This is a genomic window from Frigidibacter sp. MR17.14 (genome assembly GCF_037095735.1).
Taxonomy (GTDB): Bacteria; Pseudomonadota; Alphaproteobacteria; order Rhodobacterales; family Rhodobacteraceae; genus Frigidibacter.
In genome coordinates this window covers 897,735-911,457 of sequence record NZ_JBAWKD010000001.1, presented here as the reverse complement: position 1 = coordinate 911,457, position 13,723 = coordinate 897,735, and the positions used below count along the sequence as shown (strand labels likewise).

Sequence of the window (13,723 nt, the reverse complement as noted above, 5' to 3'; positions counted from 1 at the left end):
CGGTTCGCAGGATAAACGTCGATCCTCCGGACGGGTTCCACGGGTTTCGAACAATTTTTCAGAATCTTTCGCGACGGCCCGGCCTGCGGTTTTCTGGTGCGCGGATCGGCAGGTTTCGCCGCGCGGGGCTTGCCCTTCACGCGCCGCCGCGCGATCTCTCGGTAGCGCAAACAGGAGGATCGCGGATGTATATCGGGCTCGACATGGGCACTTCGGGGCTGAAGGCGATCCTGATGGATGCCGATCAGGCGATCCTGGCCGAGGCGACCGCGCCGCTGACCGTCTCGCGCCCGGCCGAGGGCTGGTCGGAACAGGACCCCGCCGACTGGATCGAGGCCACGAAGACGGTGCTGGCCGCGCTGGCACAGAAGCACGGCAGTCTTGCCGCGGTGCGCGGGATCGGGCTGTCAGGGCACATGCATGGCGCGGTGCTGCTGGATGCCGAGGACCGGGTGCTGCGCCCCTGCATCCTGTGGAACGACACGCGCGCGCATCGCGAGGCGGCGGAGCTGGATGCCGATGCGCAATTCCGCGCCGTCACCGGCAATATCGTGTTCCCGGGCTTCACCGCGCCGAAGCTGGTCTGGGTCGCCCGCCACGAACCGGCGATCTTCGCGAAGGTCGCCAAGGTGCTGCTGCCGAAGGATTACCTGCGGCTCTGGCTGACCGGCGGCCATGTCGGCGACATGTCGGACGCGGCCGGCACCAGCTGGTTCGACACCGGCGCGCGGAACTGGTCCGACGATCTGCTGGCCAAGACCGGCCTGTCGCGCTCGCAGATGCCCGCGCTGGTCGAAGGCTCGGCGCCCTCGGGCACGCTGCGCGGCGCGGTCGCGCAGGAATTCGGCATGTCGGCCTCGGTCGTCGTCGCGGGCGGGGCGGGCGACAATGCCGCCTCGGCGCTTGGCGTCGGCGTGGTGAGGCGGGGCGAGGCCTTCGTCTCGCTCGGCACCTCGGGCGTGCTCTTCGCCGCCGATGACGGCTATCGCCCCGATCCGGCGACGGCGGTGCACACCTTCTGCCACGCGATCCCCGACACCTGGCACCAGATGGGCGTGATCCTGGCCGCGACAGACGCGCTGAACTGGTGGGCGCGGGGGGCGGGTCTTGGTGCCGCCGACCTCGTGCGCGCGCTGGGCGACACGGTTCAGGCTCCCGGCAAGGCACGGTTCCTGCCCTATCTGGGCGGCGAGCGCACGCCGCTGAACGATGCCGCGATCCGTGCGGGATTCCTTGGTCTTGAACACGGGACAGACCGCGACGCGCTGACCCGCGCGGTGCTGGAGGGCGTCAGTTTCGCGATCCGCGACTGCCGCGACGCGCTGGCCGCGACCGGCACCCGCTTCGACAGCCTCTTGGCGGTGGGCGGGGGCTCGCGCTCGGACTATTGGCTGGGGGTGATCGCGACCGTGCTCGACACGCCGGTGTCGCTGCCGGTCGCCGGCGATTTCGGCGGTGCCTTCGGGGCTGCGCGGATGGGGCTGATGGCCACCGAGGGGGCCGGGGTCGAAATCTGCACCCAGCCCGAGATCGCCCGCGTGATAGAGCCTACTTCGACCCTGAAACAGGCTTTCGACGCAGGCTATGACCGCTGGCGACGCACCCGCGACGCGGTGGCCGCGCTCTAGATCAGTCGCCGTATCGCAACCAGACCGCGGCCTCGCCCAGGCCCTTGACGAAGGCCTCGTGGGCCGCGATCTCCGCCTCGGTGATCCGGGGCGGCAGGGGCTGCGGGCGAGGCGAGGGGCGCCAGGCCTCGATCACCGCGGCACCGGCACCGGCCTGCACCTGCGGGCCCGACGCCAGAACGAGGTCGGGCTGCCTTCCGCCCAGCAGTTCGAGGTAGACCTCGGCCAAGATCTCGCTGTCCAGAAGCGCCCCGTGTTTCTCGCGCGCCGAGTTGTCGACGCCGAACCGACGGCACAGCGCGTCCAGCGAGGCCGGGGACCCCGGGAATTTGCGCCGCGCGATCATCACGGTGTCGACCGCGCGGTCCATCGGGATCACCGGCAGGCCGGCCCAGCCCAGTTCTGCGTTCAGGAATTTCATGTCGAAGCTGGCATTGTGGATCACCAGCTTCGAATCCGGGCCGATGAAGTCCAGAAACGCCTGCCCCACGAACTTGAACACCGGCTTGTCGCGCAGGAAGTCGTCGCCCAGCCCGTGCACCTCGAAGGCATCCTGCGGCATCGACCGTTCGGGGTTGATGTACTGGTGATAGGTCCGGCCCGTCGGCATGTGGTTGTAAAGCTCGACCGCGCCGATTTCGACGATCCGGTCGCCCGTCGAAGGGTCGAAACCGGTGGTTTCAGTGTCGAGAACGATCTCACGCATCGGATTTCCCCAGTTTGGCGACCAGATCCGCGACAGCCGCGCGGGCGGCGTCGAGCGAGACGGTCTCTATCACGTAATCGGCGCGGGTGCGCTTTTCGGCATCGGGAAGCTGGCGCGACAGGATCATCTCCAGCGCCTCGGGCGTCATGCCCGGGCGGGCCAGAACGCGGTCACGTTGCACCTCTGGCGGGGCGGACACCACCACCACCGCATCGACATCGGCAAAGCCGCCTGCCTCGTAAAGCAGGGGAATGTCCAACAGGACCAGTGGTTTGCCTGCATTCTGTGCGATGAAATCCGAACGGTCAGCCGACACCAGCGGATGCACCGCCGCCTCGAGCGCCGCAAGCCGCGCGCGGTCGCCGGCCAGCCAGTCCTTCAGCCGGCCACGGTCCACCGCGCCGCCGATCACCGCTTCGGGGGCCAGCGCGGCGATCGCCGGCACTGCAGCCCCACCCGCAGCGTAAAGCCGGTGCACCGTCGCGTCGGCATCCCAGACCGGCACGCCGGCTTCCGCGAACATCGCCGCCGTCGTCGACTTGCCCATCCCGATCGAGCCGGTCAGGCCCAGCCGGAACGGCCGGGCTGCCGTCACGCCAGCACCGCGGCGCGGGTCGCGTCATCGACCTCGGGCCGATGGCCGAACCAGCGCTCGAACCCGGGCGTCGCCTGGTGCAGGAGCATCCCGAGCCCGTCGACCGTCGTGCAGCCGCGCGCCGCCGCGTCTTCCAGAAAACGGGTGCGCAGGGGGGTATAGACGATGTCGGTCACGATGCAGTCGGGCGAGAGGTCGTCCATCGGCAGCACCAGCTCGGGCTTGCCGACCATGCCGACCGCGGTGGTGTTCACCGCGGTGGCCGCGCCGTCGAACATCGACCCGGCCTGCGTCCAATCGCAGACCACCAGCTTCGCACCGAATTCCTGCCGCAGCGCCTCGGCTCGCGGGCGCGAGCGGTTGGCGATGCGGATCTCGGGCACGCCGACCTCGAGCAGCGAGGCGACGATCGCCCGCGCCGCGCCGCCCGCGCCCAGCACCACCGCCGGGCCGCTTTGCGGGGCCCAGTGCGGCGCGTTCTGGCGCAGCGAGGCGACGAAGCCGTAGCCGTCGGTGTTGTCGGCATGAATCTTGCCGTCGCGGCGGAAGATCAGCGTGTTGGCCGCCCCGATCAGCGCGGCACGGTCGGTGACCACGTCGGCGATCTGCAGCACGGTTTCCTTGTGCGGGATCGTGACATTGCAACCGACGAAACCGGCCTTGGGCAGGGTGCGCAGCACCTCTTTCAGATCGGCCTGCGCGATGTCCATCGCGATGTAGTGGCCGGGCAGCCCGTACCGCTTCAGCCAGTAGTTGTGCAGAATCGGCGAGCGGGAATGCGCGACGGGGGAACCGATGACGCCGGCCAGCGGAATCCGGGGATGGTCGCTCATGCCTCGATCTCCCCGGTGACGCGCAGCCAGGACAAGAGCGGCAGCAGCGGCAGCCCGAGGATGGTGAAGTGGTCTCCTTCGATGCGTGCCATCAGGCGCACGCCCTCCTTCTCGATCATGTAGCCGCCGACGGTGTGGCGGATCTCGTCCCAGTTACGAGAGACATATCCGTCGATGAACCCATCCGAAAGTTCGTTCAGCGTCAACCGCGCCTCGCCGACATGACGCCAGAGCGGCTTGCCGTCGCGATAGATCACCGCCGCCGACAGCAGCCTGTGGGTCTTGCCGGACAGGGCGCGGATCTGCGTGCGCGCGATCTCTGGCGTTTCCGGCTTAACGAAGACTTCACCCTTCAGCTCCAGGATCTGGTCAGCGCCCAGAACGAGCGCCCCCGGCGCCTTGTCGGAGACCTTGCGGGCCTTCATCTCGGCCAGCGCATCGGCCTGATCGCGGGGGCTCGCGCCCTCGACCTGCAGCGCGGCGCGGATCGCCTCTTCGTCGATGCGGGCGGGGCGGGTCTCGATGGCCAGGCCGGCGGCCTCGAGCATCGCGCGCCGGCTTGTCGAGCCCGAGGCGAGGATCAGCGGCGGCTGGGGAAGGGGCATGTGGATATTCCTGTGCGGGACTCGGGTGGAACCCTCTTGGTGGCGCGGGGGTGGATCGCCTGCCCGCCCCGACACCCCCTGTTTCACCCGAAGCGCCCCCGGTCCGCTACCCCCTTTTCCACCTGTTGAACGGGTTTCCCGCCCGGTGTGGGCTGCGGTGCAGCGATCGTACAGCACCCACAGGAAACCCACAGGCAGGCCAACAGGGCGCAAAAAGCATGACGCTGATTCAAATGGAAATTCCGAGAAACCTGAAGCGGCGGATGCGCCTTAGTCACCGCTTCGTCCACAGGCCGGATCCTGTGGGAAACCCGCCGGACAACCCGGGAAATCCCGTGATCCACAGGCCCTACTAATTCATCATCTCTTCTTCTTCTTAAATATATTGATAATAGGGAGGGACCGCCTGACCGAGGGATCCGAACGATGACCGACCTGCTCGCGACCCTCTATCCCTGGACCAAGAGCCTGCATGTGATCTCGGTGATCGCGTGGATGGCCGGGATCTTCTATTTGCCAAGGCTCTACGTCTATCACGCGGAACGCGCAGAAGGCGGACCGGGTTCCGAACCCTTCGACAGTTTCGTGATCATGGAAGCGAAGCTGCTGAGACTGATCATGAACCCGTCGATGATCGCGACCTGGATTTTCGGCCTGGCTTTGGTCGCCACGCCGGGGATCGTCAGCTGGTCCTATGCCTGGCCCTGGGCGAAGGCCGCCGCGGTCATCGCAATGACGGTGTTTCACATGTGGCTGGCAGGCCAGCGCCGCAAACTGGCCGCGGGGCATGGGCTTTCGGGCCGCAGCTACCGGATCATGAACGAGGTGCCGACGCTGCTTCTGGTGGTGATCGTCCTCTCGGTGATCCTCAAGTTCTGACGCCGCTCGCCGCGGACTTTGCCAAGAACGTTGACTCGCGCGCCCTCAGTCCTTATCTCCGCCGCCAGCAGGGCCGTCCGGCCCATCGCGCTTCCCGACTGACCAGAACCGATCTCACGCCCGCCCCGGTGCTCCGGGCCCGGCCCCATTGCACGAGTGTCCATGTCCGACATCCTCGAAGACGAACGCCTGAACCTGTCCGATCTGAAGGCGAAAAGCCCGGCGGATCTTCTGGCCATGGCGGAAGAGCTCGAGATCGAGAACGCCTCGACGATGCGCAAGGGCGAGATGATGTTCTCGATCCTGCGCGAATATGCCGACGAGGAAGGCTACACGATCGGCGGCGACGGCGTGCTGGAAGTGCTGCAGGACGGCTTCGGCTTCCTGCGCTCGCCCGAGGCGAACTACCTGCCCGGCCCCGATGACATCTATGTCTCGCCCGACATGATCCGCCAGTACAGCCTGCGCACCGGCGACACCGTCGAGGGCGTGATCCGCGCCCCCGGCGAGAACGAACGCTATTTCGCGCTGATCAAGGTCGAGGGCATCAACTTCACCGATCCCGAAAAGGCGCGTCACAAGGTCGCCTTCGACAACCTGACGCCGCTCTATCCGAACGAGCGGCTGAAGATGGAGATCGAGGACCCGACGATCCGCGACCGCTCGGCCCGGATCATCGACTTGGTCTCGCCGATCGGGAAAGGCCAGCGCTCGCTGATCGTGGCGCCGCCGCGGACCGGCAAGACGGTTCTCCTGCAGAACATCGCCCATTCGATCGAACGCAACCACCCGGAATGCTACCTGATCGTTCTTCTGATCGACGAGCGTCCCGAGGAAGTCACCGACATGCAGCGTTCGGTGAAGGGCGAGGTGATCTCGTCGACCTTCGACGAACCCGCAACCCGTCACGTCGCCGTGGCCGAGATGGTGATCGAAAAGGCCAAGCGCTTGGTCGAACATAAACGAGATGTTGTGATCCTTCTCGACTCGATCACAAGACTTGGTCGTGCCTTCAACACCGTGGTGCCGTCGTCGGGCAAGGTCCTGACCGGCGGCGTCGATGCGAACGCGCTGCAGCGTCCAAAGCGCTTCTTCGGCGCGGCGCGGAACATCGAAGAGGGCGGTTCGCTCACCATCATCGCCACCGCGCTGATCGACACCGGTTCGCGGATGGACGAGGTGATCTTCGAAGAGTTCAAGGGTACCGGCAACTCCGAGATCGTGCTGGACCGCAAAGTCGCCGACAAGCGCGTGTTCCCGGCGATGGACATCCTCAAGTCGGGCACCCGGAAGGAAGACCTGCTGGTCGACCAGAAGGACCTGCAGAAGACCTTCCTGCTGCGCCGCATCCTGAACCCGATGGGCACCACCGATGCCATCGAGTTCCTGATCTCGAAGCTGAAGCAGACCAAGACCAACTCGGAATTCTTCGAGTCGATGAACGGCTGACATGGATACGATCTACGCCCTGGCCTCGGCGCGTGGCCGGGCCGGGGTGGCGGTCCTCCGCATCTCTGGCCCTGCTGCCTTTGCAGCGGTCAAACACCTTGCCGGCGCGGTTCCCGAACCGCGCCGCTCGTCGTTGCGGACCCTGCGCGACGGCGACGTGGTTTTGGATCAGGCGCTGGTCCTGACCTTTGCGCGCGGTGCCAGCTTCACAGGGGAAGACAGCGCCGAATTGCACCTGCACGGTTCGATTGCCACGGTGAACGCGGTGCTTGCCAGCCTGTCGCGGATCCCCGGCCTGCGTTTGGCGGAGCCGGGCGAATTTACCCGACGGGCGCTGGAAAACGGCTGCCTCGATCTCGCGCAGGTCGAAGGCCTTGCCGATCTGATCGAGGCTGAAACCGAATCCCAGCGGCGCCAGGCGCTGCGCGTGCTTTCCGGTGCCATCGGCGTCCGGGCCGAGGCCTGGCGGTCGCAGCTGATCCGCGCTGCCGCATTGATCGAGGCGACCATCGATTTCGCTGACGAGGATGTGCCGGTCGATGTCACGCCCGAGGTTCTGGCCCTGCTCGATGCGCTTCAGGCAGAGCTTGCGCGCGAGGCGGCGGGGGCTTCGATGTCCGAGCGCATCCGTGACGGGTTCGAAGTGGCGATCGTCGGCCTTCCGAATGCCGGCAAGTCGACGCTGCTGAATGCACTGGCCGGACGCGAAGCCGCGATCACCTCTGAGGTGGCCGGTACGACGCGCGATGTCATCGAGGTGCGTATGGACCTCGACGGACTGGCGGTGACATTGCTCGACACGGCCGGGCTGCGCGAGACGGAAGACCGGGTCGAGGCGATCGGCGTGCAGCGCGCACTGGACCGCGCGGCGGCCGCGGACTTGCGGATCTTCCTGCGCTCTGACGACGGCCTGCCCATGGGCCTGGATCCGGTGGATCAGGATATCGTGATCCGAGGCAAGGCCGATGCCGGCGGCGGCGTATCCGGCAAGACCGGGGCAGGGGTGCCGGAGCTTGTGGCGCAGGTCACCGCGGTTCTGGCGGCGCGGGCGTCCGGCGCTGCGCTGGTCACGCGGGAACGCCACCGGCTGGCGATCCTGACCGCGATCGAGGCTATTGAATCGGCGCGAATTGCTGTAAGAGGCGGGGCAACCAGGGCAGAGCTGGCGGCGGAAGATCTGCGCCGCGCGATCCGGGCGCTTGACTCGCTCGTCGGTCGCGTGGATGTGGAGCACCTTCTGGGTGAAATCTTCACCTCGTTCTGTATCGGGAAATAGGCGCACGGGTGTCGGCAGGCCGGCTCATGGGGGATGTTTCACGTGAAACATTTTGACGTCATCATCATCGGCGGCGGTCATGCCGGCTGCGAAGCGGCACAGGCCGCGGCGCGCATCGGCGCCGAAACCGCCTTGGTCACCCTGCGCCGGGGCGATCTTGGCGTGATGTCCTGCAATCCGGCCATCGGTGGGCTGGGTAAAGGCCATCTTGTTCGCGAGATCGATGCGATGGATGGCGTCATGGGCCGCGTTGCGGATCGGGCCGGGATTCAGTTCCGGCTCCTCAACCGCCGCAAGGGCCCGGCCGTGCAGGGGCCGCGCACGCAAGCGGACCGGCGCCTTTACCGTGCCGCGATGGCGCAGGAATTTGAGGGCCGCGAGAATCTGACCGTGATCGAAGGCGAAGTCGCCGATCTGCGGATTGAAGCGGGTCGCGTCGCTGGCGTCGTGCTCGCCGATGGATCCGGCCTTGGCGCACGATCGGTCGTTCTGACCTCTGGCACTTTCCTGAACGGTGTCATTCACATCGGCGACCGCCGCAGCTCTGGCGGCAGGATGGGCGACCGGCCGTCGCTGCCCTTGGCCGAGCGGATCCGTGGGCTGAACCTGCCGGTGGGGCGCCTGAAAACCGGTACCCCGCCGCGACTGGATGGGCGGACGATTGACTGGTCGGTACTGGAGGAGCAGCCGGGCGATGACGACCCGGTGCTGTTCAGCTTCCTTCACAAGACGCCCTTTGCGCGGCAGATCGCCTGCGGGATCACCCATACCAACGGGCGGACCCATGACATCATCCGCGCGAACCTGGGCCGATCTGCGATGTATGGCGGCCATATCGAGGGCGTCGGACCGCGCTATTGCCCGTCGATCGAGGACAAGGTCGTGCGGTTCGCCGACAAGGAGTCGCATCAGGTGTTCCTCGAGCCCGAGGGGCTCGACGATCCGACCGTCTATCCGAATGGCATTTCGACCTCGCTGCCCGAGGAGGTTCAACACGACTACGTCCGGTCCATGCGCGGGCTGGAAAATGTCGTCATCACCCAACCCGGCTACGCGATCGAATATGACTATGTCGACCCGCGGGCCTTGGACGCGACGCTGGCATGCCGTGCCGTGCCGGGTCTTTATCTCGCGGGGCAGATCAATGGGACGACGGGGTATGAGGAAGCTGCAGCCCAGGGCCTGGTCGCTGGCCTGAATGCGGCGCTTGCCGCCAAAGCCGAGGCGCCGCTGATCTTCTCGCGTTCTGACAGCTATATCGGTGTGATGATAGACGACCTCACCACCCGTGGTGTGACCGAGCCCTATCGGATGTTCACCTCGCGCGCCGAGTTCCGCCTGAGCCTGCGTGCCGACAACGCCGACCAGCGCCTGACGCCGATCGGTCTGGCCGTCGGCTGCGTGGGTGCGGCCCGTGCTGGCGCCTTTGGGGACAAGATGGAGCGGATCGAGCAGGGCAGGGGGGTGCTGGAAAGCGTTCGCCTCAGCCCCGCCGAGGCCAACGCAATCGGCATCCGTGTCGGTCAGGACGGCCAACGCAGGACCGGGATGCAGCTTCTGGCGTTCGAAGGTGTGAGCTTCGACCAACTCGCGCCGGCCTTCCCGGGTCTCGACAGCATCGACCTCGAAACCCGCGAGCAGCTCGGGCGTGACGCACTCTACGCGAACTATATCGACCGGCAGAAGGCGGATGTCGCAGCAATGCGTCGCGATGAAGAGGTCCTGATCCCGGCGGCCTTCGTCTACGACGACCTCGGCGGTCTGTCGAATGAACTAAAGGCCAAGCTGAAGCGTGTGCAGCCGGCGAGCCTCGCTCAGGCGGGTCGGATCGACGGCATGACGCCGGCCGCGATGACGCTGATCCTCGCTCGGATTCGTCAAATGGATCGGCTCCGCCGTGCCGGCTGATTTTGACGCCGCGCTCAGCAATGTTTCACGTGAAACATCCGACCGGCTGGCTGCCTATGCGGCGCTGGTGCGGAAATGGAACCCTGCGATCAACCTCGTCTCGCGCAACTCGCTCGACACGCTTGAAGATCGGCACATCCGCGATTCCGCTCAGATCTTTACCCTCGCGCCCCAAAGCGCGAGGCATTGGGTGGATCTCGGGTCCGGCGGCGGCTTCCCGGGGCTCGTCGTTGCCGTAATGGCGGCGGAATTCTCGCCAGAAATGAAGGTCACGCTGGTGGAATCTGATATGCGCAAGGCCGCGTTCCTGGCGACCGTGGCCCGCGAACTCGGTCTTTCGGCGATCGTGATCCCCGACCGTATCGAGAAGGTTCCGGCCGCGGGCGCGGACGTGCTTTCCGCGCGGGCCTTGGCGCCCCTTTCGGCATTGCTGGGGTTTGCGGACCGACATCTCGCCGCGGGTGGGGTGGCGCTGTTTCCGAAAGGTGCGACCCATGCGGCGGAGATCGCCGAGGCGCGTGCGATCTGGTCCTTCGATGTCGAAACCCTTGCAAGTGTCACCGATCCAGCCGCTGCGGTTCTTAGAGTGAGAGGCATCTCCCGTGTCTGACCTGTCCCGGCCTCCGGCCCCCCGCATCGTCGCCGTCGCGAACCAGAAGGGCGGGGTGGGCAAGACCACGACTGCCATCAACCTCGCGGCGGCGCTTGCCGAAGCCGGGCGTCGCGTCTTGATCGTCGACCTCGATCCGCAGGGGAACGCGTCGACCGGCTACGGCGTCGACGACCGCCAACTGACGACCTATGACCTGATCATCGACGACGCGCCGCTGGAAAAGGTGATCCGAGAGACGCAGACGAAGAACGTCTGGATCTGCCCGGCCACCACCGATCTCAGCTCGGCCGATATCGAGATGATGGCCAATGAAAAGCGCAGCTACCTGCTGCGCGATGCGCTGCGCCAGGTGGCGATCGACGCCTTCGGCTTCGAGTTCGTGCTGATCGATTGCCCGCCCTCGCTGAGCCTGCTGACCATCAACGCGATGGTGGCGGCGGATTCTGTGCTGGTGCCGCTGCAGGCGGAGTTCTTCGCGCTGGAAGGTCTGTCGCAACTGATGCTGACGATCCGCGAGGTGCGGGCCAGCGCGAACCCGGATCTGCGGATCGATGGTGTCCTGCTGACCATGCACGACGCGCGCAACAACCTGTCGCAGCAGGTCGAGCAAGATGCCCGCGACACGCTGGGCGAGCTGGTGTTCGAAACCGTGGTGCCGCGGAACGTCCGGGTGTCCGAGGCGCCGTCTTTCGCGGTTCCGGTGCTGGCTTATGATCCGCTGTCCAAGGGCAGCCAGGCCTATCGGGCACTGGCCAAGGAATTGCTTGGGCGGACCTCCGTTCTGGCATGATATTGTAGTTCGCAAGAACGACGAGACTAAATAGGGGGCGATCTGCGATGATGGACAAGAAACGCGGCTTGGGGCGTGGGCTTTCTGCGCTGATGGCGGATGTGGGCCCGGCGCCGACGGTCGAACAACCGCGCCGCGCCGATCTGCGGGTGCCGGTCGAGAAGATCGTCCCGAACCCCGACCAGCCGCGCCGCCGCTTCACCCCCGAGGCGCTGCAGGAACTGTCCGACTCGATCCGCGAGAAGGGCGTGATCCAGCCGCTGATCGTGCGCGAGCGCGACGGTGGCATGTACGAGATCGTTGCCGGCGAACGTCGCTGGCGCGCGGCGCAGATGGCCCAGGTCCATGACCTGCCGGTGATCGTGCGCGATTTCAGCGATACCGAAGTTCTGGAAGTCGCGATCATCGAGAACATCCAGCGCGCCGACCTGAACGCGGTGGAAGAGGCGATGGCCTATCGCCAGTTGATGGACCGCTTCGGGCACACGCAGGAAAAGCTGGCCGAGGCGCTGTCGAAGTCGCGCAGCCATATCGCCAACCTGCTGCGCCTGCTGACGCTGCCCGACGAGGTGCTGGATCACCTGCGAGAGGGGCGGCTGTCGGCCGGTCACGCGCGGGCGCTGATCACCACCGACAATGCCGCGGTCCTGGCCAAGCAGGTCATCGACCGCGGGCTCTCGGTGCGCGAGACCGAAAAGCTGGTAAAGCCCGCCGATCCCGCCGGCGCGGCACCGAAAGGTCCGTCGCGGCCGCGCGCTGCCGAAAAGGACGCGGATACCCGCGTGCTCGAGGGCGACCTCTCGGCGACGCTGGGGATGAAGGTCTCGATCGATTTCCGCGCCGATGGCTCAGGCTCGCTCAGCATCGAGTACAAGGATCTCGAACAGCTCGACGAGCTGTGCCGGATGCTGTCGCGCTAGGCGATCAGGCGTCCGGCCGCGTCCAGATGAACAGCGCGCAGCAGGCCAGCGTCAGGGCCTGCGCCGCGATCGCCACCGGGGGCAGGGCCAGCGCGGTGGCGATCCCGACCGACCCGAAGAAGGACGCGGTCGCCAGCCACTTCGCCCGGCGTCCGATCGAGCGCCGTTCCTGCCAGTTGCGGATTGGCGGGCCAAGGTGGCGGTGGTTCAGCAACCACTGGTGAATGCGCTCGGACGAGCGCGCGAAGCAGAAGGCCGCGGCCAGTGCGAAGGGCACGGTCGGCATCAGCGGCAAAAGCAGCCCGATCACCGCCAGCGCCAGGGCGAGCGACCCGAGGGTCGCCCAGAGGATCCGGGTCGCCTGCTGCATCTCAGGCCATGAGCTCGCGGATCACCGCGTTCAGCACCGCGCGGCCTTGGGCGGTGGCGCGCAGGCGGTCCTCGGTGCGCTCGATCATCCCCAGTTCCTCCAGCCCCGCCAGCTTGCCGGCATCGAGCGTCATCATGCGTTCCAGCCGCGACAGGTCGAGGCCCTCGGTCAGCCGCAGACCCATCATCAGGTATTCGGCGCCCTGATCCTGCAACGCCAATCCCTCGCGAAGGGTTTCCCCCGAACCGGCCTCGGCCATCGCCAGCCAGCGCAGCGGCGCCTTTTCGGTTTCGGTCGCCAGCCGCTGGCCACCCAGCGTCAGCCGGCCATGCGCGCCGGGGCCGATGCCGCCCCAGTCGCCGGCCGACCAGTAGATGCGGTTGTGCCGGCTTTCGGCGCCGTCGCGGGCGTGGTTCGAAATCTCGTAGGCCGGCATGCCCGCCGCGGCGCAGATCTCCTGCGTCAGGTGGTACATGTCGGCCGCGTTGTCTTCGTCTGGCAGGCCGCGCAGACCACCTGCCGCATGACGCGCGCCAAAGGCGGTGCCGTCCTCGATGGTCAGCTGGTAGAGCGACAGGTGATCGACCGCCATCGCGATCGCCTCGTGCAGTTCCGCCGCCCAGGCCTCGGGCGTCTGGTCCTGCCGGGCATAGATCATGTCGAAGCTGACGCGCTCGAACGTGTCGCGGGCGATCTCGAGGGCGGCCCGCGCCTCGGCCACGGAATGCAGCCGTCCCAGCCGCCGCAGATCCACATCATTCAGAGCCTGAAGCCCCATCGAGACCCTGTTGACGCCCGCCTGCCGATAGCCGCGGAACCGTCCGGCCTCGATCGAGCCGGGGTTGGCTTCCAGCGTGATCTCGACATCGTTGCGCATGGGCCAGGTGGCGCGGATCTTGTCGATGATCGCCGCCACCAGATCGGGGTCCATCAGGCTGGGCGTGCCGCCGCCGAAGAACACCGTGTCCAGAACGCGGGGGCCGGTTTCCCGGCCCAGCCGCTCGATCTCGGAAAGATAGGCTCCTTGCCAGCGCGACTGGTCGATGGTCGCCGAGACATGGCTGTTGAAGTCGCAATAGGGGCACTTGGAGGCGCAGAACGGCCAGTGCAGGTAAAGACCGAAACCGCCGTTCTGCCAGTCCTCCATCGTC

At 66.7% G+C, this 13,723-nt stretch carries 14 protein-coding genes; 8 read left to right on the top strand and 6 right to left on the bottom strand.

What is annotated here, in order from left to right; genetic code table 11:
• The first annotated feature begins 185 nt into the window (after window positions 1-185).
• Entirely contained in the window at window positions 186-1,628 is a 1,443-nt protein-coding gene (gene xylB, locus V8J36_RS04300) for a xylulokinase (RefSeq protein ID WP_336466003.1), read from the top strand.
• Window position 1,629: 1 nt separating this feature from the next.
• Here xylB and dnaQ read toward each other — a convergent pair whose 3' ends face one another.
• Genes dnaQ through V8J36_RS04280 form a run of 4 tightly spaced genes read right to left on the bottom strand, consistent with a single transcriptional unit; the run spans window position 1,630 to window position 4,367 of the window.
• Window positions 1,630-2,334, bottom strand: a complete 705-nt coding sequence (gene dnaQ / locus V8J36_RS04295) for a DNA polymerase III subunit epsilon (RefSeq protein WP_336466002.1) — start codon at window positions 2,332-2,334, stop codon at window positions 1,630-1,632.
• Window positions 2,327-2,929, bottom strand: a complete 603-nt coding sequence (gene coaE, locus V8J36_RS04290; protein ID WP_336466001.1) for a dephospho-CoA kinase — start codon at window positions 2,927-2,929, stop codon at window positions 2,327-2,329. Before coaE ends, dnaQ begins: the two co-directional genes overlap by 8 nt.
• Complete coding sequence (locus V8J36_RS04285; RefSeq protein ID WP_336466000.1) at window positions 2,926-3,762, bottom strand: shikimate dehydrogenase; 837 nt, start codon at window positions 3,760-3,762, stop codon at window positions 2,926-2,928. Before V8J36_RS04285 ends, coaE begins: the two co-directional genes overlap by 4 nt.
• Window positions 3,759-4,367 (bottom strand): Maf family protein, encoded by a 609-nt coding sequence (locus V8J36_RS04280; protein ID WP_336465999.1) that lies wholly within the window; start codon window positions 4,365-4,367, stop codon window positions 3,759-3,761. The genes V8J36_RS04285 and V8J36_RS04280 overlap by 4 nt, the downstream gene beginning before the upstream one ends.
• A gap of 426 nt (window positions 4,368-4,793) precedes the next feature.
• Here V8J36_RS04280 and V8J36_RS04275 point away from each other — a divergent pair, with 426 nt between their 5' ends.
• The 7 genes from V8J36_RS04275 to V8J36_RS04245 all read left to right on the top strand — a co-directional run bounded on the left by V8J36_RS04275 (window position 4,794) and on the right by V8J36_RS04245 (window position 12,202).
• Window positions 4,794-5,246: a CopD family protein gene (locus V8J36_RS04275; protein WP_336465998.1), complete on the top strand. Its 453-nt coding sequence runs from the start codon at window positions 4,794-4,796 to the stop codon at window positions 5,244-5,246.
• A gap of 162 nt (window positions 5,247-5,408) precedes the next feature.
• Window positions 5,409-6,695 (top strand): transcription termination factor Rho, encoded by a 1,287-nt coding sequence (rho, locus tag V8J36_RS04270; RefSeq protein WP_336465997.1) that lies wholly within the window; start codon window positions 5,409-5,411, stop codon window positions 6,693-6,695.
• Between the two features lies 1 nt (window position 6,696).
• Complete coding sequence (gene mnmE / locus V8J36_RS04265) at window positions 6,697-7,971, top strand: tRNA uridine-5-carboxymethylaminomethyl(34) synthesis GTPase MnmE (protein WP_336465996.1); 1,275 nt, start codon at window positions 6,697-6,699, stop codon at window positions 7,969-7,971.
• 33 nt (window positions 7,972-8,004) lie between these two features.
• A complete protein-coding gene (gene mnmG, locus V8J36_RS04260; protein ID WP_336465995.1) occupies window positions 8,005-9,879 on the top strand; it encodes a tRNA uridine-5-carboxymethylaminomethyl(34) synthesis enzyme MnmG in 1,875 nt (624 codons plus the stop codon).
• Window positions 9,869-10,489: a 16S rRNA (guanine(527)-N(7))-methyltransferase RsmG gene (rsmG, locus tag V8J36_RS04255; protein WP_336465994.1), complete on the top strand. Its 621-nt coding sequence runs from the start codon at window positions 9,869-9,871 to the stop codon at window positions 10,487-10,489. The genes mnmG and rsmG overlap by 11 nt, the downstream gene beginning before the upstream one ends.
• Window positions 10,482-11,282, top strand: a complete 801-nt coding sequence (locus V8J36_RS04250) for a ParA family protein (RefSeq protein WP_336465993.1) — start codon at window positions 10,482-10,484, stop codon at window positions 11,280-11,282. Before rsmG ends, V8J36_RS04250 begins: the two co-directional genes overlap by 8 nt.
• A 47-nt stretch (window positions 11,283-11,329) precedes the next feature.
• Entirely contained in the window at window positions 11,330-12,202 is an 873-nt protein-coding gene (locus V8J36_RS04245) for a ParB/RepB/Spo0J family partition protein (protein WP_336465992.1), read from the top strand.
• 4 nt (window positions 12,203-12,206) lie between these two features.
• Here the strand turns inward: V8J36_RS04245 and V8J36_RS04240 are convergent, their stop codons facing one another.
• Window positions 12,207-12,572, bottom strand: coding sequence for a YbaN family protein (locus tag V8J36_RS04240; RefSeq protein ID WP_336465991.1), 366 nt, complete (start codon window positions 12,570-12,572; stop codon window positions 12,207-12,209).
• A gap of 1 nt (window position 12,573) precedes the next feature.
• Window positions 12,574-13,719 carry a radical SAM family heme chaperone HemW gene (gene hemW / locus V8J36_RS04235; protein ID WP_336466190.1) on the bottom strand — a complete coding sequence of 382 codons (1,146 nt, stop codon included), beginning with the start codon at window positions 13,717-13,719 and terminating at the stop codon, window positions 12,574-12,576.
• Window positions 13,720-13,723: the final 4 nt, after the last annotated feature.